Raw genomic sequence first — 25,377 nt, 5'->3', positions numbered from 1 at the left:
TTTTTTACTCTTCTTCCTGACTAAATTGGCTCATGTAGAGGTCGTAATAGAAGCCCTTATCCGCCAAGAGGGTCTGGTGATTGCCCTGCTCGATGATTTGACCATCTTTTAAGACTAAAATCTTATCTGCCTCTTGAATGGTTGAGAGGCGGTGAGCGATGACAAAACTTGTTCGCCCTTGCATGAGATGTTTCATAGCTTTTTGAATCAGCAATTCCAAACGCGTATCAACCGATGAAGTTGCCTCGTCCAAAATGAGGATTTTAGGATCTGCTAGGAGCGCACGCGCAATGGTTAACAATTGCTTTTGCCCAAGTGAAATATTGCTGGACTCTTGGTTCATTTCCATATTGTAACCGCCTGGCAAGGTACGAATGAAATGGTCCACATTAGCCGCCTTGGCAGCATCAATTATTTCTTGGTCACTGGCATTCAAGTTCCCAAAACGGAGATTTTCCTTGATAGAACCCTCATACAACCAAGCATCCTGCAGAACCATCCCAAACTGCTTGCGGTATTCTTGACGAGAAAGTGTCCGAATATCATGACCATCCACAGTAATCGAACCCTTGGTAACATCGTAAAATCGCATGAGAAGATTGATGAGAGTTGTTTTACCAGCCCCAGTCGGTCCGACAATAGCAACCATTTCTCCCGGCTTGACATCCAAGTTGAAGTCGCGAATGAGCGGTTTGCCCTCCACGTATTGGAAATCAACATGGTTGAAGCTAACTTGCCCTGTCAAATCCTTGTCCAGCACTTCTATCACTTGCGAAACTTCTTCCACTTCGTCAATCACTTGGAAAATCCGCTCCAAGGACGACTTAGCACTCTGCAAGACACCCGCCAATTGGGTCAAGGTCTGAATTGGTTGACCGATTTGGAAAACATACTGCACAAATGCCTGCACATTCCCAATGGTCATCTTGCCTGCCAAAACCTGCAATGAGCCAAAGAAGGCTACCAAAAGGTAGGTCATATCTGAAATACCATGTAAAATCGGCATCATAATCCCTGACATGAAACTCGCCTTAAATCCGACATCTTGGAGTTCGTCTGTGATTTGAGCGAATTCTGTCGCAGAAGCTTCCTCCCGACCATAGAGTTTCAAAATATTGAAACCAGTTAAGTTTTCTTGGACAAATCCATTCATCTGCCCGAGAACATTGGCTTGACGTTTAAAATAAGGCTGCGATCTTTTGACGAGAAATTGAGCCGTCACATAGGTCAATAGAATAGACAAAATCACGATAATAGCCAACTTGATATTAAGCACCAAGACCATGACAATGACTAAAACAAGAGTCAGAACAGCATTGATAATCTGCAAAAATGACTGTTGAAGAGCGTTTGAAACGGTCTCCACATCGGACGTAAAGCGTCCCAACATATCCCCAAACTGGTGTTTGTCAAAATAAGAAACAGGAATACGATTGATTTTCTCAGACAAGTCATTACGCAAATCTCGGATACTAGTCTGCACTGCCCGTGTCATGTAGAAATTTGAGCCATAAGAACCAATTTCATAGAAAAGAGCACGGATGGCATAAATGACCAAAATCCAAAAAATATAGCCAACATTGATGTGCGCACCTGGAACGCCTTTTGCCATATCAAGCAAATTGGCTGTCAACTCTGTGATGACAAGCCCCAAGACAAATGGCTCTAAGACATTCATGACTGAACTGACAATTTTCAGGAAAATCGCCAAAAAGAGCTGACCTTTGTACTTGCGTAAGTAGATCCACAAGCGTAAAAATACAGATTGTTCTTTCATCCTATTCTCCTTCCGTCAATGATTGATTGTTAAGCTGAGATTGGGCAATTTCACGGTAGATATCATTGGTCTGCATGAGTTCATCATGTGTCCCACGACCAACGATTTCGCCTTGATCCAAGACGATAATCTGGTCTGCATCCATAATGGTTCCCACACGTTGCGCCACGATAAGCACCGTTGCATTGTCCGTCACTTCCTTAAGACGACGACGCAGAGTCGCATCAGTCTTGTAGTCCAAGGCAGAAAATGAATCATCAAAAATATAAATATCTGGTGTTTTAACGACCGCACGCGCGATGGACAAACGTTGCTTCTGACCTCCAGAAAGGTTGCTACCACCTTCAGCCAAATGCGTCTCGTAACCCTCTTCCTTGCTTTGGATAAATTCTTTGGCTTGGGCCACATCCGCCGCCAAATCCAACTCGCCAAGGCTAGCGTCTTCTTTTCCGTACTTGAGATTTTCGGCAATGGTCCCTGTAAAGAGCAGAGCTTTCTGTGGAATAAAACCAATCTTTGAGCGGAGGGCTTTGAGATTGTAATCACGCACATCCACACCATCGACCAAGATTTTTCCGAGAGTCACATCGTAAAAACGCGGAATCAGATTGACCAAGGAAGACTTACCTGAGCCCGTTGACCCAATGAAAGCCACCGTTTCACCCGGTCTCGTCTTAAAGGAAATATTGTGCAAGACAGGAGATTCCGTCTCACCTGGATAGGCAAAGGTTACATTTTCAAATTCCAAATAACCACGTGTATCCGTCTCTGTCATACCATTTTCATTTTGACTGATGGAAATTGGCATAGCCATAACTTCTTCAATCCGACTACTAGAAACAGCCATACGAGGATACATAGTAAAGAGGTTGGCAAACATCAAGAATGAAAAGAGAGCGTGGAAGCTGTATTCGATAAAAGCGACCAAGTCTCCAATTTGGAGATTTCCTTTTGCCAATGGATCCAAGGCAAACCAGACAATAGAAACAATCATAGCGATGATGATTTGCACAAAGAGTGGCTCGGTCAAGCCAGTCAAGGTAAAGAGGCGTTTTGAAATACCCGAGTAGGTATCATTTTCTCCCGCAAAACGCTCTTCCTGGAAGTCTTCACGCGCAAAGGCACGGATAACACGCAATCCCATGAGGTTTTCACGGACATACTGGTTGATTTTGTCCAATGTTTTTTGTTGCTTTTCAGACAAGGGACGTGTTTTGACCGCCACATACCAGACAACAATGACCAAAAACGGCATGGCAACTGCTACAATCCAAGCAAGAGATGGACTGGTAATCAAAATCATGATGACAGAAAAAATCATCATCATTGGCGTAATCATCCCCAAACGGAGGGACATTTCTGCGAACTGCATCAAGACATAGGCATCACTTGTCATACGGGTCACAAGTGACGATACCCCAATTTTTTCAAACTCATGGTGCGAATAAGTCTGAAGCTTGTCATACATATCCGTCCGCATTTCCTTAATCATGGTTGTCACCAATTTACTAGAGGCAAAGGTCAGGAGAATCCGCCCTGCAATCCCCAGCAAGATGATGATGAACATGATAACGGACCAAAAATAAACTTTTGACAAATCACTTTTGGTAATCCCTTCATCAATCATTCGTGCCAAGACAGTTGGCATCCCAAGATTGACCAAGACGAAGAAAAAGCCACCGATGAGGTCCAAAACCAGTAAACCTGGATTTTTCTTCAAATAAGACCAAATTAACTTCATATATCTTCCTTTCTAGATAAGAGAAAGAAGCACATCAGTGCTTCTTCAATGTTCGATATGTCTATTTTAACATAAAAATAGAGTTTAGGTAAGTCTCGTACTGGTTAAGGTTTCTCGAGCGACCTTTTTCAGACGCAGTTGCAATAAAAGCCCACAGGAAACGATCCCCATAATCAGACCAATCCAGTAAGCGACGGGACCTAAATCCGTCGTATTTCCCAAAAGAAAAGCCAAAGGAAGGGACATACTCCAGTATGCTCCGACGCCAATCACAAAGGGCATGGTCGTATCCTTGTAACCGCGAAGAATTCCTTGCAGCGGCGCCGCAAAAGCATCAGCCAGTTGGAAAAAGAGGGCAAAGGTCAAGAAATTCGATGTCGTCTGGATAAACTCTGCATCGTGACCGTACAAACCAGCTACCTGTCCTCTGAAGAAATACAGAAACGTCAAGGTAAATCCAGCAAATCCCATTGCCACCAATCTCCCAATCCGTGTATAGTCTCGCACAGCTTGCGCTCGTTTGGCACCCAGTTCATAGGAAATAACGATTGGTAAAGCCATTGAAACGGAAACTGGAAAAGCATACATGAGGGTTGCAAAGTTCATTGCAGCTTGATGGGCAGCGATGATTTGCGAAGAAAACTTAGCCATCAACAGACCAACAACTGCGAAAATCGCTACCTCGGCAAATATTTGAAGGCCGATAGGAAGTCCCAAACGGAGGCCATCTACTAGCAACTTCGGATTGATGGGGCTCCATTTCCAAATCTGATAAGCACGAATGCGCTCATCCACTTGCATAACGACAAGAATGACCACCAGTAAAAGCCAGTAAGATAAGGAAGTTCCGAGCCCTGCTCCTGCTCCTCCCAATCTTGGTAGACCAAGTTTCCCAAAAATCAACACATAGTTGAAAAAGGAATTAAAGGGCACCAAAAGCAACATCAGGTACATAGACATGCGCGTCAATCCCAGTGCATCGAAGAAAGAGCGAAATACGCTAAAAAGCAAAAGTGGGAAAATACCTAGGCAGATAAACGATAAATACTGCTGTCCCACTGCCAATACATGTGGCTCTAAGCCAAATAGCCCCAAGGCAGGAATAGCTCCGAAATAAATCAGCAACAAGAGAAAAACGGACAAGCCACAAGCCAAGTAAAGAAATTGGTGCAATTCCTCTCGAATAGCAGCTTTTTCACCACGCCCCAAACGATGACCGATGATGGGCACCAGAGCTGAAACTATGCCTGTCAGCAAGGAGAAAAATGGATTCCAAAGCGAAGAAGCCATCGACACTCCGGCTAAATCTTGGGTGCTAAACTGCCCTGTCATCATGGTATCAATAAAGGAAGCCGAGAAATTGGCAAATTGATAAATCAAAATCGGTATAAAAAGTTTGAAAAAGAGAATGTATTTTTCTCTTAAAGTTTTGGTTGGGTGCATATCATCTCCTCAATCTAATCAGCATACAAGTCCCCAGCATCTCTCAATCTGAAAACAAAAGAAGCTAGGCCTGACAGCCTGCCTCTTCATTATATCCTATTTTATAGTTCTTTTAAACCTTAAATAGAATCTCCATTCCAGATGGAATTTTTCACGACAACATAATCCACATGTTTAAGACTTTGCAAATCTCGACCACCTGCGTAAGAGATAGAAGACTGCAAATCTTGTTCCATTTCGGTCAGGGTATCCTGCAAATGTCCTTTAGCTGGTAGAAGAATTTTCTTCCCTTCAACATTCTTATGCTCGCCCTTTTGGTACTCAGATGCTGAACCAAAATATTCTTTGAACTGCTCGCCATCCACTTCAACAGTCTTACCTGGACTTTCGATATGACCAGCAAAGAGTGAGCCAATCATGACCATGCTAGCACCAAATCGGATTGATTTTGCAATATCACCATGTGTACGAATCCCACCGTCTGCGATAATGGGTTTGCGTGCTGCTTTTGCACACCAACGTAGCGCCGCCAGCTGCCAACCACCTGTACCAAATCCAGTTTTTACTTTTGTGATACACACCTTACCTGGGCCAATTCCAACTTTTGTAGCATCTGCGCCAGCATTTTCTAGCTCACGCACCGCTTCAGGTGTACCAACATTTCCTGCGATGACAAAGGTCTCTGGTAGCTCTGACTTGATGTGCTTGATCATCTTGATAACGGACTCGGCATGACCATGAGCAATATCAATGGTCACATAGTCAGGGGCATCGTCTTTCAAACTTGTTACAAATTCGTATTCATAAGGTTTCACACCTACCGAGATAGAAGCAATCAAGCCTTGCGCATGCATTTTTTGGATAAACTCCTTACGGCCGACTTCGTCAAAACGGTGCATAATGTAAAAATAACCTTGTTTAGCCAGCATTTCTGCAACATCTTCATCGATGATAGTCTGCATATTGGCTGGAACCACTGGCAATTTAAAAGTATGCTTTCCGAATTGGACAGATGTATCTGCCTCAGAACGGCTATTGATAATACATTTATTTGGAATCAATTGGATATCTTCATAGTCAAAAACAGGTGTTTCGTTAAACATATTCTTCTCCTTAGTTCGGTACTTTCTCATACCACTCTTATAATTATAGAACATCATTCGTTATTTGTCAATGTATACAAAGAAGAGACACCTATAATTCGTTTTTTATCATAAAAAGAGACCAAAAAACACCATTCTATTCGCCTTGTGAGAAATAAAATGATGTTTTTGTTGATTGTCTCTCATTCCGTTCGTTTATTATCTATTTTGTTCGTTGTTTTGAGTTAACTTTCCAACTTTTCCCGAACTTTTTGGATATCAGATACTTGAACTGCTAGGAAAATCGTATCTCCCAAGTGCAATTTACTATTTCCTTTGACGACTTGGCTACGTCCATGACGGATCTGCGACGTGATTAGTGCGCTATGTGGTAATTTCAAGTCACTGACAAATTTATCGGCGATTTTTTCAGAAACAACCACTTCAATCAGGGTCATTTCGTTATTAACTTGGACCTTTTCAGGAAGAAGGTTTTCAAGCATGGCTTCATAAACTGGCGCTCCACCAAGTAAGTCCATAACGACATAGGCGGTCAGACTGACCAATCCGATGACCATCAATTGCCGCATATCGCCCACCATTTCTGTCACCAAGATCATGGCTGTCAACGGCGCCTTGGAAATCGCTGCAAAAAATCCAGCCATCCCTAAAATGATAAAGAGCGTCACTTCTGACTGACTTATCATTCCCATATCAAAGGCAAGGCGCCCGCCAATCATTCCCAAAACAGAACCAAGAGCAAGGATTGGAAGGAAAATCCCGCCAGGCATACCACTACCATAGGACATCATACTCCAGACAAAGCGCACGATGAGATAGATAAGAAGCGTTGAAAGGAGCGGCATCTGATGTGGCAAACTCAACACCATGCCATTACCACCACCAAGCAACTCTGGCAAGTAATAACCAATTGGCAAAATCAGGACAAAGGCAATCAAACTATGGTAATAGGAAGACAAATGAAAGACTTTGCCTAACCAGCCATAAACCACGTTCATATTTAAAATGACTTTTTCATAAACAAAACCAGCCAAACCAAGAAAAATTCCCAGTAAAATGTAACCCCAGTAGTGTGGCAAGGCAAGGATTGGCAGATGATCAGGCATATTTAAGACCGGAGTGAGGCCAAATATGTTGAGCGAAATGAAGTTTGCTGTGATACTTGCTGCGAGGGCTGATATCCAGACAAGCCGTGAAAACTGATGATAGACCTCTTCCACGACAAATAGGAGACCGGCAATTGGAGCATTAAAAGCAGCTGCAAGTCCAGCCGCAGCACCACTGGCAATCAAACTACGTTTTTCCATCTGACTAGCCTTGAGCCAGGAAGCAACTCCTTTACCAGCAACTGCACCCAGCTGAATACTTGGCCCTTCACGTCCCAGCATGAGACCTGATCCAATGGCCAGGGTTCCTGCGATAAATTTCCGCCAAAGAACAGACCACCAATTTTGGTTCATCAATCCCTTTAGTTCTGCTTCCACGTGTGGAATCCCTGAGCCTTTAATATCTTCATCGCCTTTGACCAGCCAAGCCAGAATGAAAACTAAAATCAGATAAGCAACGGCAATTCCTAGTAGATAAAGTGGTTGACTATGAGAAGCCTTGTAGATATGCACGACAAATTCAAACAGTTTTTCAATCGCCAGCCGAAAAGCGGCGACAACTCCACCGGCAACAATCCCAACAAGGACACCGCGTAGTACATATCCCAAAATAGCCTGATGCACAAACCGGTATTCTTTCCTATAATTTTCCATATTCTCTCCTTTCCTTTGATAAAAGGTAGAAAGAATTTCTTCTTCTACCTTTTTTATTATTTACGATACATCTTGAATTGCAAGTACAAGTCATTATAGATACCCAGGTACTCACGTCCGAGATTATTATAAACTTCTAAATTTGCAATTGTTCCTTCTGTCGGATAAAAGGCTTTATCCGATGTGATTTCTTTTGGCAAGAGTGCTTTTGCAGCCTTGTTTGGTGTTGCATAACCAATGTATTCTGCATTACGAGCAGCAATTTCTGGTCGCAACATAAAATTGATAAACTGATAAGCTCCATCTACATTTTTTGCAGTTTTTGGGATGACCATATTATCAAACCAAAGGTTGGAACCTTTTGATGGAACTACATAATGCAAATGTTCATTGCCGTCTAGCATCTCGCTAGCCTCTCCTGAGAAGGAAACAGCTACTGCCGCTGCATCTTGAATCATATAGCCCTTGATTTCATCCGATACAATTGCCTTGATGTTGGGCGTCAAAGTATAGATGAGATTGGCTGCTTCTTCTAGCTCAGCCTTATTTTTACTATTCAGACTATAGCCCAGCGTTTGTAAGCCAATTCCCATCCCCTCACGGGCACCATCAACGAGCATAATGGAATCTCGAAATTCTGGTGAGAAGAGATCCTTCCATTCCTTGGGCGGATTTTTCACCATTTTATCATTGTAGACAATTCCCAAGGTTCCCCAGAAATAAGGAATCGAGTAGGCGTTTTTAGGGTCAAAACTAAGTCCCAAAAACTGACTATCGATATTTTCCAGACCATTAATTTTAGAATGGTCTAGTTTGACCAACATCTTTTCGTCCATCATCTTAGAAATCATATATTCAGACGGAACTGCCAAATCATAGACTGTTCCCCCTTGCTTGATTTTGGTATACATGGCTTCGTTGGAGTCAAATGTCTGGTAATCAACCTGAATCCCAGTTTCTTTTGTAAATTCCTTTAGCAAGTCTGGATCAATGTAATCGCCCCAGTTGTAAATAACCAACTTATCCGTCGTTCCAGCATTTGATTTATTTTCCAAACTAATTGTCAGGACAAATAGAATCAACACAATGGCAACAATACCTGAAAAAAATGAATACAAACGTTTCATTAAACTGTCTCCTCCTTCTCACGTGAAATGAAATAATATCCGATTACTAAAAGGACACTAAAGAGGAAAACGAGTGTTGACAAGGCATTGATTTCCAAGGAAATCCCTTGGCGCGCCCGAGAATAAATCTCAACAGATAGATTTGAATAGCCATTCCCTGTCACAAAGAAAGTAACCGCAAAGTCATCCAAGGAGTAGGTAAAGGCCATAAAATAACCTGCGATGATGGCCGGTGTCAAGTAGGGCAACATAATCTCTTTTAGCATTTGTGGCTGAGTTGCTCCCAAATCATAGGCTGCTGAAATCATATCTGCATTCATTTCCTTGAGGCGAGGCAAAACCATCAGCACCACAATCGGAATAGAAAAGGCCACATGACTGAGCAAGACTGTCAAAAATCCTAGCTGAAACTTAATCATGGTAAAGAGCAAAAGGAAGCTGGCACCAATCATAACATCTGGTGCTACCATGAGGATGTTATTGATAGACAGGAGTTGATTTTGAAAACGGTCCTTGGCTTGGTAGATATAAATTGCACCAAATGTCCCGATAACCGTCGCAATCAGTGAGCTGAGAAAGGCTAGCAAGAAAGTTTGAGCCAAAATCAACATAAGACGACTATCACCAAACATATTTTGGAAATACTCAAGAGTAAATCCTGTAAACCGATTCATGTCTCCGCCTGCATTGAAAGCGTAAGCCATGAGATAAAAAATCGGAAAATAGAGAATCACAAAGGCAAGTGCCAAATAAATCTTCGAAAACTTTTTCATTATTTTTTACGCTCCTTTGTTAACCACATGATGGCCAGCATGGCCACAATCAAGACAACTCCAATGGTTGAACCCATTCCAAGATTCTGAGTGGTCAAGAAGTGCTGTTCGATGGCTGTCCCGAGGGTAATCACGCGATTTCCTCCGATGAGACGAGTCAACATAAAGAGACTGAGACTCGGAATGAAAACTGCTTGCACACCTGAACGGACACCATTCATTGAGAGCGGAAAAATAACCTTTGTGAATGTCTGCCAATTATTTGCCCCAAGGTCACGACTGGCATTGATGAGATTGTGGTCCAAATCATCCAAGACGTTGAAAATGGGTAAAATCATGAACGGAATCTCAATGTAGCTGGCTACAGCGATGAATGAGAAATCCGTAAACAAGATTTGTTGGACTCCAAGTCCGAAAAATCCTAGAAATTGATTAATAGTCCCGTGTTGACCAAAAATCCCGATAAAGGCGTAAGCTTTAAGCAAGAGATTGACCCAGGTTGGCAAAATGATGAGCATGAGCCACAGCTGCTTGTGCTTGAGTTGCGTCAAGAAAAATGCAGTTGGATAGGCAATCAGCAAGGTCACCAGAGTGATAATTCCTGCATAGAGAATGGAATTGAGGCTCATTCGCAAATAAGTCATATTGGGCGATGTAAAATAGGTCACGTAATTATCTAAGGTCAAATGACCGTTGATATCAAAAAAGGACTTATAAATGATGAGCAAAACCGGCGCAAAGACAAAGAGGAAGACCCAGATTGCATAAGGAAGTACAAAGAGTCTAGAGGTTTTCTTCATTTCGTTCCTCTCTTTCCTCTTCAATGGCGTTAATCAAGCCATCTTCAACTTCTTCGATCTCTACATACTCTTCAATACGGGCGTCAAACTCTTCTTCAGTTTCGTTGAGACGCATGATATGGATGTCTTCGGGTTCAAAATCCAAGCCAATGACTTCTCCCTCGATGGCCTTACGCGTTGAATGAATCATCCATTCATTTTCCAAATCATCGTAGGCAATGATTTCATAGTGAACACCTCGGAACAGTTGAGTATCGACCTTAACCTGCAATTTTCCTTCTTCTGGAAGCGTAATGCGCAAATCTTCTGGACGGATAACGATTTCAACTTCTTCATTTGGACGCATCCCACCGTCAACCGCTTCAAAGCGTTTGCCATTGAACTCAACCAAGTAGTCCTCAATCATCCGACCTGGTAGAATGTTGGACTCACCGATAAAGGTCGCAACAAAGTTGTTGATGGGCTCGTCGTAGATGTCAACTGGTGTACCAGATTGGACGATTTCCCCGTCATTCATAACAAAAATCCAGTCTGACATCGCTAAGGCTTCTTCCTGATCATGCGTCACAAAGACAAAGGTGATGCCCAGACGTTGTTGCAATTCACGGAGTTCGTACTGCATTTCTGTTCGTAGCTTCAAGTCCAAGGCTGAAAGCGGCTCATCCAAGAGCACCACTCGCGGTTCATTGATAATGGCACGCGCAATGGCAACACGTTGACGCTGACCACCAGATAATTTCTGGATAGAACGCTTTTCAAAACCTTCCAAACGAACCATTTTCAAAGCATCTTGTACACGACGATTGATTTCTTTTTTATCAACTTTTTGTAATTTTAGTGGAAAAGCCACATTTTCAAAGACTGTCATATGCGGAAAAAGGGCATAGGATTGAAAGACGGTGTGAACATCACGTTTATTGGTAGGAACATCATTGATGCGCTCTCCATCAAGGAAAATATCACCACTTGTTGCATCTAATAGACCCGCGATAATATTCAAAATCGTTGATTTACCAGATCCTGATGCTCCTAAAAGGGTGTAAAATTTCCCTTCTTCCAACTCAAAGTTAATGTTTTTCAAAACGGTTGTCCCACTGTCTTCGAAGACCTTTGAAACATCCTTAAATTCGATAATTGGCTTTTTCAATTCTCATAAAATCCTTTTGATTGTATTACAGATTGAGGCTCTGTGTGGCCTATCTATGGCTACTGTAGCTTACTTGTCTCCTAAAATTCGAACTTCTCGCTCGAGTCGGATACCTGAGTTTTCTTCCACCTTTTCAATGACATGGGCAATCAATTCCTCATAGTCACCCGCTGTTCCATCTGCTACGTTGACCATGAATCCTGCATGTTTTTGCGAGACTTCTACGCCACCGATGCGGTAACCTTTCAAGTCAGCTTCCATAATCAATTGGCCTGCAAAATGTCCAACAGGACGCTTGAAAACAGATCCACATGATGGATATTCTAAGGGTTGCTTGAGCTCACGCAAATGTGTCAACCGCTTCATTTCTTGTTCAACCACTGTGTGATTTCCAGGTTTGAGAGCGAATTTTGCAGATAATACAATGGCTCCATTTTCCTGTAAAATCGATGACCGGTAGCCAAAACGCAACTCACGAGCATCCATGGTTGTTACATGACCAGACGGCGACAAGACTTGAGCGGATACCAAGATATGGGCTACTTCCCCACCGTAAGCCCCCGCATTCATAAAGACTGCACCGCCAACACTTCCTGGAATGCCACAAGCAAACTCAAAACCTGTCAAGGAATGGTGCAAGGCCACGCGCGTTGTTTCAATCAAATTTGCCCCAGCCTCTGCCTCAATCGTATAACCAGACACGGTGACCGAATTCAGACAATCCATCCGAATCACAAATCCACGGATACCACCATCTCGGACAATAATATTACTAGAATTTCCCAAAACCATCCAAGGGATATTTTCTTGGTTTGCAAATTCAACAATTCGAACGATTTCAAAGCGGTTACGAGGAAAAGCCAGATAGTCAACTGGACCTCCGACTTTTGTGTATGTATAGCCTTTTAAGGGCTCATCAAAACGAATATCAATTCCATTTAATGCCTTAGCAATTTTATCTCTCATAATGTCTCGATTCAAAAATAATATACTCTTGCTATTATATCATAATCTTAGCAGATCTTCTTAGAAAAAGAAAAAAGACTGGGATTGCTCCCTAGCCTTCTTTCCACTATTCTTCCACCAAAATTCCTTGAGTGTCTACACTTAGTTGGCAGACTTCTCCTTCTAGATTTTCGGCCTTGATTTTTGCAATGATTTGGTCGACTTTATCAAAAGGTGCTAGAACCATGACAGTTGGGCCTGCACCCGACAAGTAAGTAGCATAAGCACCATTTTCACGACTAATTGTTTTGATTGTGTGAAATTCCTTAACCAATTTTTGACGGTATTGCTCGTGGAACATATCTGATTCAATGGCTTGTCCGGCTCTTACCATGTCTCCTGTTAGGAGAGCTGCTACTGCTACATTGGCAATAGCGCTCGCGGCAACTGCTTTTTTATGAGATAGCTGATTAGGCAATACATTGCGGCTATCACTTGTGCGCAATTGGTAATCTGGAATGAAAGCAACAAAAGCCGTTTCAGGAAATGCTACGGTAACTGCATTGATTTTTTTATCGACGTAGGATGCAATGACCATATTTCCGAAAAGAGCTGGCGCAACATTGTCTGGATGACCTTCGATTTTCGTCGCGATTTCCAGCTTTTCTTCTTGACTTAGTTCCAATTTTCCGAGCTGATTGGCTAATTCAATTCCTGCTACAATGACCGAGCTAGAAGAGCCCAGTCCCCGTGCTAGAGGAATGTCGCTGACCATTTTTACGTGATGAGGTTGTAAGTCTGACTTGACTGTCAAGGCCGTTTTGATGAGCAAATTATACTTATCTGTCGGTACATATTCCAAGTCGTGTTCGACAAACCAATCCTCTCGTTCTTCGAGGATTTCGATGGTCAGGTACTTCGACAAGGCAACACCGACCGAGTCAAATCCTGGTCCAATATTAGCTGACGTTGCTGGTACAGTAATTTTCATACTATTCTCCCAATACTTTGAAGATATTGCCAACTTGGAAATCAGATACAGTATTCAACTTTTCAGTAACATTTTCAAGTTGAGTCTTGCTCATCTCGTGTGTAACAATCACCAAACGGGCATACTGTCCATCAGAAGCTTGATGCAAAATTTGCTTAAATGACACAGCTTCACTGTTGAAAATCTCTGCTGCGCGAAGCATTTTCCCATTTTCATCTGGCGTCGCAATAGAGAAATAGTACTCACTCTTGACATCATCTTTTGCTGCTAACTGAACAGATCGACTAAATTCATTGAAGGCTTTGCCGACATTGTCTTCTTTGAGACGGCGAACGATACGGATGATGTCAGCCGTTACGCTGGCAGCGGTTGGCTTTTGACCAGCCCCTGGCCCATAAAACATAGATTGCCCAATCCCAATTGACTCTACAAAGACTGCATTCATCACACCATTGACACTGGCAAGTGGGTGCTGTTTTGGCAAAAATGTCGGTGAAACTTCAGCTGACACACCTGACTCCGTCTCCTGAACATCGCCAACTAGCTTGATGACATAGCCCAATTCTTGGGCGACGGCCACATCTTCAGGACGAATATTTGAAATTCCTTTGTGGGCTACGTCATCAAAATCAATAGTCATCCCAAAGGCAAATTGGCTAAGAATAACTGCTTTGTAGGCCGCATCTATTCCTTCCACATCGTTAGTTGGGTCAGACTCCGCATAACCAAGTTCTTGCGCAGTTTGCAAAGCTTGCTCGTAAGTCCATCCTTCATCCACCATCTTGGTCATCATGAAGTTGGATGTACCGTTCAAGACACCGAGTACACGTGTAATCTTATCTGAAACGAAAGAATTTGCCAAGGTACGCAAGATTGGAATACCACCTGCTACCGCAGCTTCATAATAGAGGGCAACGCCGTGGTTTTCCGCAACAGCGCGCAGCTCTGAACCATGAACTGCCATCAAGTCTTTATTAGCTGTCACAACGTGTTTACCAGCTTCCAGAGCACGTGTAATAAATGTCTTAGCAGGCTCAATACGCCCCATGAGCTCAACGACAATTTGAATGCTTTCATCTGATAAAATCGCATCAATATTGGTCACAAAATCATAATCGTGTCCCACAGCTTGAAGGCGTTCTTTCTCAGCATCATCCCGCACTAAGACTTTTGCGATACGGATATCATCTTGTGCCGCTTGTTTGATTTTCTCTGTATTTTCTTTCAATAGGAAGGGTACGCCGCTTGCGACCGTTCCAAAACCTAATAAGGCGATATTGACAACCATATAATTCCCTCTTCGATTTCTATATTTTGAGTATTATACCAAATTTTCTGATAATTTGCCACTAGTTTTTTTGTTATAATAAAAGGAAAAAAACAAGGAGGTTCCTATGACCACAAGACAAAATCGTTCTGCTCAACGCCAAGAAAAGAAACGCCAGCAACGACGAAAACGAACCGGGATTGCACTGGCGCTTATTCTTCTACTCATTTCTACATTTTTAGTCGTAAAAACCAATGCCATTTCTCATTTATTTAATCATGAGACGACAAAAACTAGCACGGCAATTTCTAAGTCATCCGAAAAAAATACTGCAAAAAAATCAGAGACTGAGCAATCAACCACAGCCAGCTCGGCTACGGCTGCGGCAGACGTCAACTGGGTCAAACAGAAGGCTCCTGTCAAAGTTCCTATCCTCATGTACCATGCCATCCACGTCATGGGAGCAGGCGAGGAAGCCAATGCCAATCTGATTGTCGACCCAACAACCTTTGAAAGTCATTTACAAGCCTTGCAAAACGCAGGTTACTACACGCTTTCTCCTGAAGAAGCCTACAAGGTATTGACCGAAAATGTTTTACCAGAAGGTAAAAAAGTTGTCTGGCTTACCTTTGATGATAGCCTCTGGGATTTCCATGATGTGGCCTATCCTATCCTCAAAAAATACAACATGAAAGCCACCAACAATGTCATCACAGGTACTGTTGGCAATCAAGGCAATCTGACACTGGAGCAGATGAAGGAAATGAAGCAACATAACATTTCCCTACAAAGTCATACGGTCAATCACCCAGACTTGGAATATTCAAGCATTGAAAACCAAACAGCTGAGCTACAAAATTCGAAACACTATCTCGATACTGAACTCAACCAGGACACTATTGCCGTCGCCTACCCAGCAGGACGCTACTCAAACGACACCTTAACCATCGCTGGAAACAGCAACTACAAACTCGGTGTTACGACAAATGAAGGACTTGCAACTGCTGCTAATGGCTTACTCAGCCTAAACCGTGTACGCATGTTACCTGTTACTACAGCAGTTATCTTGCTTCAGAGCATTGCTACAGAGTAAGAGCGATAGACTAGATAAGTCTATCGTTTTTGGTTCTCTCCTCAGCCAGTTCTCGGAGTTTGGCATAGGTTTTTCCATTACGAATAGTCAGTTGGCGATAGTAGGCTTGCTTGATGAGTTGTTTGTGGTAGGCGGTTTTGAGGTAGTCTGCCTCGTCCATTTTCCCCCAGAATATGGCTTTGTGTCCAATGTACAGCCGCTCATTTCCAAGTGGCATTGCCTGAAGTGAGTCAGAAATCGCGTCAATGGTCAAATCCTGCGTGACAAAGAGCACATCTCGTCGTGCCATCTCTTCTTCCCACCAATCAGCCACCTTTTCCGCTAGAAAATCCTGTGTATTGACCAATGAAAAATTCAGCTGAAACTCATACTCTTTCTGAAAACATTGCTGCAACACGGCGACCAGCTGTTCCTTCAATATGGGCATACTGACCTTGTTTTTTCCGCCAACATTGATGCCACGCAGAAGTAAAATATAATCCATACCTTTCCTTTCTTAGATATCTCAATAAAATCATCACGTTTTAATGATTTATTGCTCGCTCAAAGCGTCAAATTTTGCTTTCATGGTTGGATTTTTGCGTGTCAATTTTTTGACAGAGACATCGTCCAATTTATTGTTGGCCAAGCGGAGCTGATTTTCAGAAGTGGTCAAGAATTTTTTAACTTCTTCCATACATTTGATGGCCTTGTCAATCTCATCAATCGCTTTCCCAAAATTTGTTGACGCTGACTGGTAGTTCTTAGCGAAAGCTATTTTAAAGGCGTTTAAGTCATCTTCGAAATTCGTAATATCAATATTCTGCTCACGAATCAGAGCCAATTCTTGCTTATAAGATAGGCTGTTCAAGGCCGCATTTCGCAAGAGCCCAATCAGCTGAATAAAGAACTGGGGTCGGATAACGTACATTTTTTCGTACTCGTGACTAACATCGACAATGCCCGTGTTAAAATAATCGCTATCCGCCTCCAACATGGAAACCAAGACTGCATATTCACATTTTTTCTCGCGACGATCTTTGTCTAATTCCTTATAAAAATCACTATTTTTATGCTTAGTCTTGGTCGCATCCGCCTCATTTTTCATTTCAAACATGATCGAAATGAACTCGACTCCATTTTCATCTGCTTCACGGAAAATAAAGTCTCCTTTTGAGCCGGAACCTGATACAGTATTGTCCTTGCCGAATTGCGCACGAGGAAAGGCATAGGCACGAACTTTGTTAAACTCGGTTTCTGCGTAAATTTCAAGACTTTCACCGATTGCCTTTGTAGACTGTTGTGCCTTGAAATTCTTGTAAAATTCTACCTGTTCATTGGCTGCCTTGAGCTGGACTTGGTAATCACTTTCCAAGGCTGTCAGCGCCAGCTGACTTTCTTTTTCTTGTAGAATCAATTGATTTTTAGCCGAGTCTCGTTCTTTTTCCAGATTGGCTAATTCTTTTTGTAGTTGATGTTCGTGCTCCAATTGCATCTTGTCAAGACGAGCCATGAGCTCCTGCAACTGCTTATCCTTTTCAGCTAATTGACTGGATAACTGCTGCTCTGTTTCTTTTGCGACCAAGGCTTTTTCTGTCCCAAAGTTGGCAATTTTTGCTTCTAGGGCTTGAATTTCAGCATCTTTTTTTCCTAAACTTTCTTGCTGCTGATTTTTTGCTTTTTCCTCGACCAAGGCTACTTCACGCGCCAAACGGTCATGAATTTCCTGTTCAAATTCTGCTGTTCTGACCTGACTTAGGAGCTCGCTGTATTCTGTTTCGTTGACTTGAAAAGCTGTCCCACAATGCGGGCATTTTATTTGATTCATCCTAATTCCTCCTAATTTTCTATATTATATCACATTCCCTGTAAGCCTTTCCTGATTTGTGCTATAATGTTCCTAGTGACTTTTAGGAGGAAGCTATGATTAAATTACTAGCACTTGATATGGACGGCACCTTACTGGATGACCAAAAAAGACTGTCCCAAGAAAATATCCAAGCCATCCATAAAGCTGTTGATGCCGGAGTCAAATTAGTCCTGTGCACCGGTCGGATGTTGCCTGGCGTCAAGCCCTATTTTGACCAATTAAACCTAGACGCTGAAAATGAATACGTCATCGTAAACAATGGTTGCTCAACTCACCAAACCAAGGATTGGAGCTTGGTTGATTGGGCTGAATTATCTCCAGATGATATCGCCTATCTAGCAGGATTTGCAAAGGATAGCCAGCTGCAACTGACTTTATTTGATGAGGAACACTACTTTGTCCTAGATGAGGAGGCAAATGACTATGTCAAAGCAGATACGGAAGTCGTCTTTTTAGAACCCATCACCCTCCCGCTAGACCAGGCAATTCAATTTCCTGGACACCTTTTCCAAGGCATGTATGTTGGAAGTCAAGCAGCCTGCGATGAATTTCAAGAACGCCACCAAGAAGAACTGACCCAACGTTTCAACGGTGTTCGTTCGCAGAAAACCATTTATGAAGTCCTGCCACTCGGAGTCAGCAAGGCTTCTGCTCTCAAAAAACTAGCCAAACTATTGAACATTGATCCTAGCGAAATTATGGCCATGGGCGATGCCAACAATGACATTGAAATGCTCAAATTTGCCGGACTCAGCATTGCCATGGGAAATGCCGATGACCATATCAAAGCACTGGCAGATGCTACCACCGCTAGCAATAACGACAACGGTGTGGCACAGGCCATTCACCAATACATCTTAAACTAAACACCATCTAAAAGGAGAAAACATGAGATACCCTAACCTACTCGAGCGTTTCTTGGTCTATGTAAAAGAAAACACCCGCTCTGACGAAAACTCAACAACCACACCTAGTACACAAAACCAGGTTGAATTTGCCAAAAATATCCTCTTACCTGAAATGGAAAAAATCGGCTTGCAGGACGTTCACTACTTGCCAAACGGCTACTGTATCGGTACCCTTCCTGCCAACGACCCAGCCTTGACACGCAAGATTGGCTTCATTTCACACATGGATACAGCCGACTTCAATGCCGAAGGTGTCGCACCACAGATTATTGAAAACTATGACGGAAATCCTATTACGCTTGGTACTTCTGGATTCAACCTTGATCCAAAAGACTTCCCTCAGTTGAAAAATTATCTTGGTCAAACCTTGGTAACTACAGACGGAACAACCTTGCTAGGTTCAGATGATAAGTCCGGTATCGCTGAAATCATGACTGCTATCGAATACCTAGTTGCACACCCAGAAATCAAGCACTGCGAAATCCGCGTTGGCTTTGGTCCAGACGAGGAAATCGGCGTCGGTGCCAATAAGTTTGATGTTGAAGACTTCAATGTCGACTTCGCTTACACAGTTGACGGTGGGCCTCTTGGCGAATTGCAGTACGAAACATTTAGCGCTGCCGCTGCAAAAATTGACTTCATCGGACGCAATGTTCACCCAGGTTCTGCCAAAGATCAGATGATCAACGCCTTCCAACTGGCTATCGACTTCCACAATGCTCTTCCTGAAGCAGACCGCCCTGAAAAAACAGACGGCTACCAAGGATTCTATCACCTCATGGACATGACTGGTAGCGTTGACCAAGCCGCAACAAGCTACATTATCCGTGACTTTGAAGAAGAAGATTTCCAAGCACGCAAGCAGGTCATGCTCGATATTGCAGAAAACATGAATGCTGCTTTTGACACACCACGCGTCATCGTTAACCTCCACGACCAGTATTACAATATGAAAAAAGTCATTGAAAAAGACATGACTCCGATCAATATTGCCAAAGAAGTGATGGAAAATCTTGACATTAAGCCAATTATCGAACCAATTCGCGGTGGAACAGATGGCTCTAAGATTTCCTTTATGGGAATTCCAACACCAAACATCTTTGCAGGTGGGGAAAACATGCACGGCCGCTTCGAATTCGTTTCAGTCGAAACCATGGAAAAAGCTGTTGACGTGATTCTTGGTATTGTTGCTTATGACAAACAATAAAAAGCCTGCTATCAGGCTTTTTATTATACTCTAAACAAAACCATGAGCGCCGTCATGACCAGTAAACTGACAAGAATGCTCAGTGAGTTAAGATTGGCTGCTTCTGACGCATTCCCATCCAGCTGCATGACATAAACTGGAGCCACGACTGAAATTGGAGAGGCCACGCAGATAATCAGCATTTGCCGCATGTCAAGTGGAATAGGCAAAAGAAAATAGAAGGCTACTCCCAGCCCCAAAGCCATGGTTACACGAATAGCTAACAGCTTCATCAATCGCTTGCAATCTTTCCAGTTAACCTCCACATCCACCATCATTCCTAACATGAGCATGGCTAAAAATGGATTTGCATTGCCTGCAATATTGGTAATGGAGAGTATCTCTTGTGGAATGGAAATATGAAAAGCAGCTAAGAGCAAGGTTCCGAGATAAACTTTAAATGGAAGAGACGAAAACAAATTTTTTCCAATCATTTTCAGCATCATGGGCTCTTTTTCGTGATTAAGACTAGCTGCAAGTGTGTAATTTCCACCCAAAACCATGAGTGCATTTCCCGTATCAAACAAGAGAACGCTGGTCAGGTAAGAAGCTGGAAAAAAAGTCTGAATGAACGGAAGACTAAAGGTTCCGATATTAAAACCTGAAATCTGAACCATACCTGCACCCTTTTCCACGATGCTCCCCTTGCGAGCCTCCCAGTAGCCGATAGCATCCATGAGCAGGTTGCTAGCGAAACCGAGTAATAATGGAATCAATAAAAGTCCAGACAACTTCACTTCTGAAGCCGACGCCAAAAGAGCACAGGGTAAGGTCACATTCATGACAATGGTTGAGAAAATCTTAACATCCTTCTTCTCGACAATGCCCATCATTTTTAGATAATATCCTAAGCCAATGACCAGCATAAAACCGAAGGCTTTCAACAATATTGCTATCATACAACATCTTCTTTCTCAGCAAATTATATCATAAATCACTCTTGGACAAAAAATATAAAAATTTTATATATATAGTTCTTGACATAATTTGTGTATAGGTATATTATTTATATATAAAATATTTATACATAAGGAGGACAGGATGTATTACCCAGTTTCATCCATTTTGATTGAATTTTTGGTTCTATCCATCATCGAAAAACATGATTCCTATGGATACGAGATTAGCCAAACCATCAAATTGGTCGCCGATTTCAAAGAATCCACCCTCTATCCCATCTTGAAAAAGTTGGAAAAAGCTGGATTTCTGACCACCTATTCACAAGAATTCCAAGGACGCAAGCGTAAGTACTATACGATTACGACCGAGGGACAAGAGCATCTCCCCTTTCTCCAGCAAGAATGGGAACACTACAAAACAAGCATCGACCAAATTATTGAAGGGAGCCTCCGCAAATGACACAGACACAATTTTTAGACGAATTAGCACAGCTACTCCAACCACTTCCACGAGAAGAATACAATGAAGCCATTGACTACTTTACAGAGCTTTTTGAAGAAGCAGGTCCTGAAAATGAATCCAGCATTCTAGACGGATTAGGCAGTCCAAAAGAAGTCGCAAACGAATTACTCAGCAAACTTGCATCTAGCCCAGCTACCATCCAGCAAAAAGAAAATACTTCCAATCACTCTAATTTCCATCAGGAAGACACTACATTCTCTCAAGGAGAAGCTGATTCAAACCAAGCCCGCGTAGACCTAGACGACTTTAATCAGCTGTCCCTGCATTTCGGATCGCTAGACATTTCCATTTTCCCAACAGAGGAAAAAAATGCCTACCTGCTTGCGGATAGCACTAACCAGCTTGAAATTGAAAACACGGATGGCCATCTTAACATCCGTCAATCCTTTAACAAGCAAAAAGAAAAATTTTCATTTGGCTTTAACATGGAATTTCTCATAAAAGGGATTCTGACAGAAGTCTTCTCTGGAAATACCATTAAGCTGTACATTCCACAAGATAAAAAACTGGAGCAAGTCAGTATCCAACTCGGTAGCGGAGATGTGATGACAAGACATCTAGCTATCACATCTGGAACCATTCAAACTGGTTCTGGCGATATGGATTTGAAACAGTGTCAATTGACCCAGGTCAAATTAAGTGCAGGATCGGGTGATATGGACCTCCGTTCATGCCAAGTTAAAAAAGGAATCATTCAGATTGGAAGCGGAGATATTAGCTTGACAGACAGCACAATCAACTATTCTCAAATCCAACTAGGAGCTGGCGATATGGAAATCAACAAAAGTCAGCTTGAACAGGTCACTCTTCAAAGTGCTAGTGGCGACATGGAGCTACACCATTGCAATTTTTCAGGAAAATCTAGTTTGACTACTGCTTCTGGTGATATGGAAATCAATGGATTTGCTGCGGCAGCACAGACCACCTCACTTCAAATCGAAACCAATTTTGGCGACTGTGAAACCAATCTTCCTCTTGTGAAAACGAGACGTGGGTATACCTACCACGCTCCAGAATCCCATGCTGACCTCATTCTCCAAACGAAGTCAGGAGATATTGAGATCTACTAAAAAAGAGCCTCTGGCTCTTTTTTGTTCGTTTCCTTTCTTTGAAAAATAGCTCTATTTTTGCTAGAATAAATGGATACAAAGGAGATACCATGCAAGATCAAATGAAAAATCTCAAGGCTGCTGAGAAGGGAGCTATCCTCTCTATCGCAGCCTATGTCCTCCTGTCTGGCTGCAAGCTAGCAGCAGGAAATCTCTTCCACTCTGATGCCTTAACTGCCGATGCTTTCAATAACATTTCTGACATTATTGGGAATGTCGCCGTCTTACTAGGACTCCGCATGGCACAAAAACCTGCGGATACCGACCATCGCTTTGGCCACTGGAAAATGGAAGATCTGGCCAGCCTCATCACATCCTTTATCATGTTTGTGGTTGGTTTCCAAGTCTTGGCCAGCACCATTCAAAAAATCCTCAACAACCAAGTCGTCGAGATTGATAAAATGGGTGCCATTGTCGGAGTTGTCTCCGCCATCGTCATGCTGGGCGTCTACGAGTACAACAAGCGACTCGCCAAAAAAGCACGTTCTCGTGCTCTAGAAGCAGCTGCCAAGGACAATTTATCGGATGCTGTTACCTCAATCGGAACGTCCATCGCCGTATTTGCAGCTGCTATGGGTTGGACCATTATTGATAAGATTGCAGCTATTATCATCACATTTTTCATTCTCAAAACGGCATATGAGATTTTTATGGAAAGCTTCTTTACCTTATCTGATGGTTTTGATGAAAATCTCCTCCACCAGTATGAAGAAGATATCTTAAAACTCCCCAAAATCGTTTCTGTCAAATCACAACGAGGCCGGACGTACGGAGCCAATATCTACCTCGACATTGTCCTGGAAATGAATCCCGACCTCTCTGTCTATGAAAGCCACGAAATTACCGAGCATGTTGAAGAACTCCTCAAGCTAAAATACGGGGTCTTCGATGTTGATATCCACGTAGAACCGTCTGCCATTCCCCACGACGAAATGTACGAGCATGTCTATGACAAACTTTACCGCTTCGAAGGACAGATACTGGCACAAGAAAAAGGTTTCGAAGATTTCTTCGCTGACAACTACACCTTTATCACATCCGACGGCCGTTACATGGACAAGGTACAAACTTTAGCCATTCAGCAACTTCCGCAGGGACAGATGCACAACTACCAGATGACATCCATTAGTCAAAAATCAAAACTCGTCACCTTCGAGCTGGATAATCGTGTTCATACATCGCTTTGGCGTCGAAAGGAAGTCTGGCAAATCGTCTTCCACCAAGTTTCTAAAAAAAACGATCAATAAAAAGAGCTCAAGGGCTCTTTTTTGATTTATTAAGCGACTTCTACCGCATTTACGATTTCAGCAATCAAGTCTGCATCTGTCAAACCAGTCACCTCTTGGACAACTTCTGTCAATGACTTTTCAGCCAAGAGAGCTTGCAATTGAACAGACTGCTCATCTGCTTCATCACGGTATTGGAAAACATAAGCCACTGTATTGAGAAGATTATCGTAGCGCAGTCCGCATTCTTTCAATTCACGGATTGGCCGAATGAAGCGCTCGTCAAAGCCAAGCTTACGGATTGGTGTGCGAGCCACACGTGTGACATCATCCACGATAAATGGATTTTCAAAACGGCTAATGATGACCTTATGGTATTCAACCAAGGCTGCCTCATCAAAGTTCCATTTCGCAATCAAAAGACTACGGATTTCTGCCAAAACAGCTTCTACAGTGTTTTTAACGGTGACATTTTGAAGGGCTTCAAGGATTGTTTTTGCACCGTAGTAAGCACCTGTATAGGCTGAAGTCGCATGTCCAGAGTTTACTGAGAAAAGTTTCCGCTCGATAAATGGTTCCAAGTCAGTTTCGTAGTGAACACCATTTAACTGAAGTTCTGTATTTTTCATGCGGCTTGTCTCAACCACCCACTCGTTAAATGGTTCAACGACTACAAAGAGGGAATCTTCATGTGATTGGGCTGGTACGATACGATCAACAGCTGCATTTGGGAAACCGACAAATTCTTCTGCGAATGCCAAACCTTCCTCTGAAAGGTGTTTTTTCACTTCTTCATAAAGGAAAGCTGATCCACCAATCATATTTTCACAAGCCAACACATCAATTGGTTGTTGATTGCCAGTAGCCTTACGCGCTTCAATCCCTTGTGCAATCAAGCCTGCGATGAAAGGCAAGATATTTGGACCGATGGCGGTTGTAATCAAGTCTGCTTCTGCAATAGCTGCCACAACATCTTCAGGATTTTTAGCATTGTTAATCCCACGAACGCCTGAAACGGCAATGTGGCGTTGGCCGTCTTCTGCAATTTCAATCTCGTATGAACCACGCTCATTCAAGGCATCAATAATTTTTTCATTGACATCCACAAAGGCGATTTCAAAACCATTTTCAAAGAGAATTTCTCCGATAAATCCACGACCAATATTTCCGGCACCAAAATGTACTGCTTTTTTCATTTTCTTCCTTCTTTCTTAGGCAACGCTATCGAGTAAAGCGATTACTTCATCTGCTAATTGGGCATCTGCCAATTTGACAACATTGTCAACATCCGCACAAAAGATTGAAATTTTTTGGATAATTTCCAAATGTTCATCGCCAAGTCCTGCAATCCCAAAAAGAACAGTTGCTGTATTTGGATTTTCTTCTGTTCCAAAATTCACACCAGCAGGCACTTGTACAATCGTAATGCCTGATGAAAGGACTTCTTTTTTCGCATCGTCTGTTCCATGAGGAATCGCAATGAAGTTGCCCATGTAGACTGACAATTCTTCGTTACGTTTAATCATGGCTTCGATGTAAGCCTCATTGACATGTCCAGCTTCAAACAATTGCTGACCACAGAAACGAATGGCTTCTTCCTTTGTCGCAAATGTTTGATTTAATTTGATAAGTTCTTTTTGAAATTCCATG

Annotated in this window: 23 protein-coding genes; 6 read left to right on the top strand and 17 right to left on the bottom strand. The window is 42.6% G+C overall.

Annotated elements, in window-relative coordinates; all coding sequences use genetic code 11:
- Positions 1-4 precede the first annotated feature (4 nt).
- From J2T50_RS05025 to J2T50_RS04970, 12 genes are all read right to left on the bottom strand, one after another.
- On the bottom strand, positions 5-1,777 hold the full coding sequence (locus tag J2T50_RS05025; protein WP_253364317.1) for an ABC transporter ATP-binding protein: 1,773 nt from the start codon (positions 1,775-1,777) through the stop codon (positions 5-7).
- Between the two features lies 1 nt (position 1,778).
- Positions 1,779-3,518, bottom strand: coding sequence for an ABC transporter ATP-binding protein (locus J2T50_RS05020; protein WP_253364315.1), 1,740 nt, complete (start codon positions 3,516-3,518; stop codon positions 1,779-1,781).
- Positions 3,519-3,602: 84 nt separating this feature from the next.
- Positions 3,603-4,961, bottom strand: coding sequence for an MATE family efflux transporter (locus J2T50_RS05015; RefSeq protein WP_253364313.1), 1,359 nt, complete (start codon positions 4,959-4,961; stop codon positions 3,603-3,605).
- A gap of 119 nt (positions 4,962-5,080) precedes the next feature.
- Entirely contained in the window at positions 5,081-6,064 is a 984-nt protein-coding gene (gene guaC / locus J2T50_RS05010) for a GMP reductase (protein WP_253364311.1), read from the bottom strand.
- Between the two features lie 224 nt (positions 6,065-6,288).
- A complete protein-coding gene (locus J2T50_RS05005; protein WP_253364309.1) occupies positions 6,289-7,824 on the bottom strand; it encodes a ClC family H(+)/Cl(-) exchange transporter in 1,536 nt (511 codons plus the stop codon).
- Between the two features lie 56 nt (positions 7,825-7,880).
- Positions 7,881-8,951 (bottom strand): ABC transporter substrate-binding protein, encoded by a 1,071-nt coding sequence (locus tag J2T50_RS05000; protein WP_253364307.1) that lies wholly within the window; start codon positions 8,949-8,951, stop codon positions 7,881-7,883.
- On the bottom strand, positions 8,951-9,724 hold the full coding sequence (locus J2T50_RS04995; RefSeq protein WP_253364305.1) for an ABC transporter permease: 774 nt from the start codon (positions 9,722-9,724) through the stop codon (positions 8,951-8,953). Before J2T50_RS04995 ends, J2T50_RS05000 begins: the two co-directional genes overlap by 1 nt.
- Positions 9,724-10,524: an ABC transporter permease gene (locus tag J2T50_RS04990; RefSeq protein WP_253364303.1), complete on the bottom strand. Its 801-nt coding sequence runs from the start codon at positions 10,522-10,524 to the stop codon at positions 9,724-9,726. Before J2T50_RS04990 ends, J2T50_RS04995 begins: the two co-directional genes overlap by 1 nt.
- Positions 10,508-11,671 (bottom strand): ABC transporter ATP-binding protein, encoded by a 1,164-nt coding sequence (locus J2T50_RS04985; protein WP_253364301.1) that lies wholly within the window; start codon positions 11,669-11,671, stop codon positions 10,508-10,510. The genes J2T50_RS04990 and J2T50_RS04985 overlap by 17 nt, the downstream gene beginning before the upstream one ends.
- Before the next feature lie 69 nt (positions 11,672-11,740).
- Positions 11,741-12,637, bottom strand: coding sequence for a UDP-N-acetylmuramate dehydrogenase (murB, locus tag J2T50_RS04980; protein ID WP_253364299.1), 897 nt, complete (start codon positions 12,635-12,637; stop codon positions 11,741-11,743).
- Between the two features lie 106 nt (positions 12,638-12,743).
- Positions 12,744-13,607 carry a homoserine kinase gene (gene thrB / locus J2T50_RS04975; protein ID WP_253364297.1) on the bottom strand — a complete coding sequence of 288 codons (864 nt, stop codon included), beginning with the start codon at positions 13,605-13,607 and terminating at the stop codon, positions 12,744-12,746.
- 1 nt (position 13,608) lies between these two features.
- Complete coding sequence (locus J2T50_RS04970; protein ID WP_253364292.1) at positions 13,609-14,895, bottom strand: homoserine dehydrogenase; 1,287 nt, start codon at positions 14,893-14,895, stop codon at positions 13,609-13,611.
- A 106-nt stretch (positions 14,896-15,001) separates the two neighbouring features.
- Between J2T50_RS04970 and J2T50_RS04965 the strand changes: the two genes are divergently transcribed.
- Positions 15,002-15,967, top strand: coding sequence for a polysaccharide deacetylase family protein (locus J2T50_RS04965; RefSeq protein WP_253364290.1), 966 nt, complete (start codon positions 15,002-15,004; stop codon positions 15,965-15,967).
- Between the two features lie 10 nt (positions 15,968-15,977).
- Here the strand turns inward: J2T50_RS04965 and J2T50_RS04960 are convergent, their stop codons facing one another.
- Both J2T50_RS04960 and J2T50_RS04955 read right to left on the bottom strand, forming a co-directional pair.
- Positions 15,978-16,451, bottom strand: coding sequence for a DUF1697 domain-containing protein (locus tag J2T50_RS04960; protein WP_253364288.1), 474 nt, complete (start codon positions 16,449-16,451; stop codon positions 15,978-15,980).
- Positions 16,452-16,499: 48 nt separating this feature from the next.
- Complete coding sequence (locus tag J2T50_RS04955) at positions 16,500-17,774, bottom strand: DUF2130 domain-containing protein (protein ID WP_253364286.1); 1,275 nt, start codon at positions 17,772-17,774, stop codon at positions 16,500-16,502.
- A 95-nt stretch (positions 17,775-17,869) separates the two neighbouring features.
- Between J2T50_RS04955 and J2T50_RS04950 the strand changes: the two genes are divergently transcribed.
- Positions 17,870-18,682: a Cof-type HAD-IIB family hydrolase gene (locus tag J2T50_RS04950; RefSeq protein WP_253364284.1), complete on the top strand. Its 813-nt coding sequence runs from the start codon at positions 17,870-17,872 to the stop codon at positions 18,680-18,682.
- 22 nt (positions 18,683-18,704) lie between these two features.
- A complete protein-coding gene (gene pepT / locus J2T50_RS04945; protein ID WP_253364282.1) occupies positions 18,705-19,931 on the top strand; it encodes a peptidase T in 1,227 nt (408 codons plus the stop codon).
- A 23-nt stretch (positions 19,932-19,954) separates the two neighbouring features.
- On the opposite strand, the gene J2T50_RS04940 is transcribed toward pepT, so the two are convergent.
- Positions 19,955-20,869: an AEC family transporter gene (locus J2T50_RS04940; protein WP_253364280.1), complete on the bottom strand. Its 915-nt coding sequence runs from the start codon at positions 20,867-20,869 to the stop codon at positions 19,955-19,957.
- 142 nt (positions 20,870-21,011) lie between these two features.
- Here J2T50_RS04940 and J2T50_RS04935 point away from each other — a divergent pair, with 142 nt between their 5' ends.
- The 3 genes from J2T50_RS04935 (at position 21,012) to J2T50_RS04925 (ending at position 23,748) form a co-directional block, all read left to right on the top strand.
- The gene (locus J2T50_RS04935; RefSeq protein WP_253364278.1) at positions 21,012-21,329 is read left to right on the top strand and encodes a PadR family transcriptional regulator; all 318 of its coding nucleotides are present in this window, start codon (positions 21,012-21,014) and stop codon (positions 21,327-21,329) included.
- Positions 21,326-22,462, top strand: a complete 1,137-nt coding sequence (locus tag J2T50_RS04930; RefSeq protein ID WP_253364276.1) for a DUF4097 family beta strand repeat-containing protein — start codon at positions 21,326-21,328, stop codon at positions 22,460-22,462. The genes J2T50_RS04935 and J2T50_RS04930 overlap by 4 nt, the downstream gene beginning before the upstream one ends.
- 89 nt (positions 22,463-22,551) lie before the next feature.
- Positions 22,552-23,748, top strand: coding sequence for a cation diffusion facilitator family transporter (locus J2T50_RS04925; RefSeq protein WP_253364274.1), 1,197 nt, complete (start codon positions 22,552-22,554; stop codon positions 23,746-23,748).
- Between the two features lie 29 nt (positions 23,749-23,777).
- Here J2T50_RS04925 and J2T50_RS04920 read toward each other — a convergent pair whose 3' ends face one another.
- Both J2T50_RS04920 and J2T50_RS04915 read right to left on the bottom strand, forming a co-directional pair.
- Positions 23,778-24,923 (bottom strand): mannitol-1-phosphate 5-dehydrogenase, encoded by a 1,146-nt coding sequence (locus tag J2T50_RS04920; RefSeq protein WP_253364272.1) that lies wholly within the window; start codon positions 24,921-24,923, stop codon positions 23,778-23,780.
- Between the two features lie 15 nt (positions 24,924-24,938).
- The gene (locus tag J2T50_RS04915; protein WP_253364270.1) at positions 24,939-25,376 is read right to left on the bottom strand and encodes a PTS mannitol transporter subunit IIA; all 438 of its coding nucleotides are present in this window, start codon (positions 25,374-25,376) and stop codon (positions 24,939-24,941) included.
- Between the last annotated feature and the right edge of the window lies 1 nt (position 25,377).

The sequence above is a fragment of the Streptococcus gallinaceus genome (assembly GCF_024170225.1).
Lineage (GTDB): Bacteria > Bacillota > Bacilli > Lactobacillales > Streptococcaceae > Streptococcus > Streptococcus gallinaceus.
This window is presented reverse-complemented; position numbering and strand designations above follow the sequence as displayed.

What these genes read in the sequence shown, in the direction of transcription:
- J2T50_RS04995 (WP_253364305.1), bottom strand. Translation starts at nt 9,724, where the DNA reads ATGAAAAAGTTTTCGAAGATTTATTTGGCACTTGCCTTTGTGATTCTC.
- J2T50_RS05020 (WP_253364315.1), bottom strand. Translation starts at nt 3,518, where the DNA reads ATGAAGTTAATTTGGTCTTATTTGAAGAAAAATCCAGGTTTACTGGTT.
- J2T50_RS04935 (WP_253364278.1), top strand. Translation starts at nt 21,012, where the DNA reads ATGTATTACCCAGTTTCATCCATTTTGATTGAATTTTTGGTTCTATCC.
- J2T50_RS04940 (WP_253364280.1), bottom strand. Translation starts at nt 20,869, where the DNA reads ATGATAGCAATATTGTTGAAAGCCTTCGGTTTTATGCTGGTCATTGGC.
- thrB (WP_253364297.1), bottom strand. Translation starts at nt 13,607, where the DNA reads ATGAAAATTACTGTACCAGCAACGTCAGCTAATATTGGACCAGGATTT.
- murB (WP_253364299.1), bottom strand. Translation starts at nt 12,637, where the DNA reads ATGAGAGATAAAATTGCTAAGGCATTAAATGGAATTGATATTCGTTTT.
- J2T50_RS04950 (WP_253364284.1), top strand. Translation starts at nt 17,870, where the DNA reads ATGATTAAATTACTAGCACTTGATATGGACGGCACCTTACTGGATGAC.
- J2T50_RS04970 (WP_253364292.1), bottom strand. Translation starts at nt 14,895, where the DNA reads ATGGTTGTCAATATCGCCTTATTAGGTTTTGGAACGGTCGCAAGCGGC.
- J2T50_RS04915 (WP_253364270.1), bottom strand. Translation starts at nt 25,376, where the DNA reads ATGGAATTTCAAAAAGAACTTATCAAATTAAATCAAACATTTGCGACA.
- J2T50_RS04990 (WP_253364303.1), bottom strand. Translation starts at nt 10,524, where the DNA reads ATGAAGAAAACCTCTAGACTCTTTGTACTTCCTTATGCAATCTGGGTC.
- J2T50_RS05025 (WP_253364317.1), bottom strand. Translation starts at nt 1,777, where the DNA reads ATGAAAGAACAATCTGTATTTTTACGCTTGTGGATCTACTTACGCAAG.
- J2T50_RS04955 (WP_253364286.1), bottom strand. Translation starts at nt 17,774, where the DNA reads ATGAATCAAATAAAATGCCCGCATTGTGGGACAGCTTTTCAAGTCAAC.
- J2T50_RS05000 (WP_253364307.1), bottom strand. Translation starts at nt 8,951, where the DNA reads ATGAAACGTTTGTATTCATTTTTTTCAGGTATTGTTGCCATTGTGTTG.
- J2T50_RS04965 (WP_253364290.1), top strand. Translation starts at nt 15,002, where the DNA reads ATGACCACAAGACAAAATCGTTCTGCTCAACGCCAAGAAAAGAAACGC.
- J2T50_RS04920 (WP_253364272.1), bottom strand. Translation starts at nt 24,923, where the DNA reads ATGAAAAAAGCAGTACATTTTGGTGCCGGAAATATTGGTCGTGGATTT.
- J2T50_RS04930 (WP_253364276.1), top strand. Translation starts at nt 21,326, where the DNA reads ATGACACAGACACAATTTTTAGACGAATTAGCACAGCTACTCCAACCA.
- J2T50_RS05015 (WP_253364313.1), bottom strand. Translation starts at nt 4,961, where the DNA reads ATGCACCCAACCAAAACTTTAAGAGAAAAATACATTCTCTTTTTCAAA.
- guaC (WP_253364311.1), bottom strand. Translation starts at nt 6,064, where the DNA reads ATGTTTAACGAAACACCTGTTTTTGACTATGAAGATATCCAATTGATT.
- J2T50_RS05005 (WP_253364309.1), bottom strand. Translation starts at nt 7,824, where the DNA reads ATGGAAAATTATAGGAAAGAATACCGGTTTGTGCATCAGGCTATTTTG.
- pepT (WP_253364282.1), top strand. Translation starts at nt 18,705, where the DNA reads ATGAGATACCCTAACCTACTCGAGCGTTTCTTGGTCTATGTAAAAGAA.
- J2T50_RS04925 (WP_253364274.1), top strand. Translation starts at nt 22,552, where the DNA reads ATGCAAGATCAAATGAAAAATCTCAAGGCTGCTGAGAAGGGAGCTATC.
- J2T50_RS04960 (WP_253364288.1), bottom strand. Translation starts at nt 16,451, where the DNA reads ATGGATTATATTTTACTTCTGCGTGGCATCAATGTTGGCGGAAAAAAC.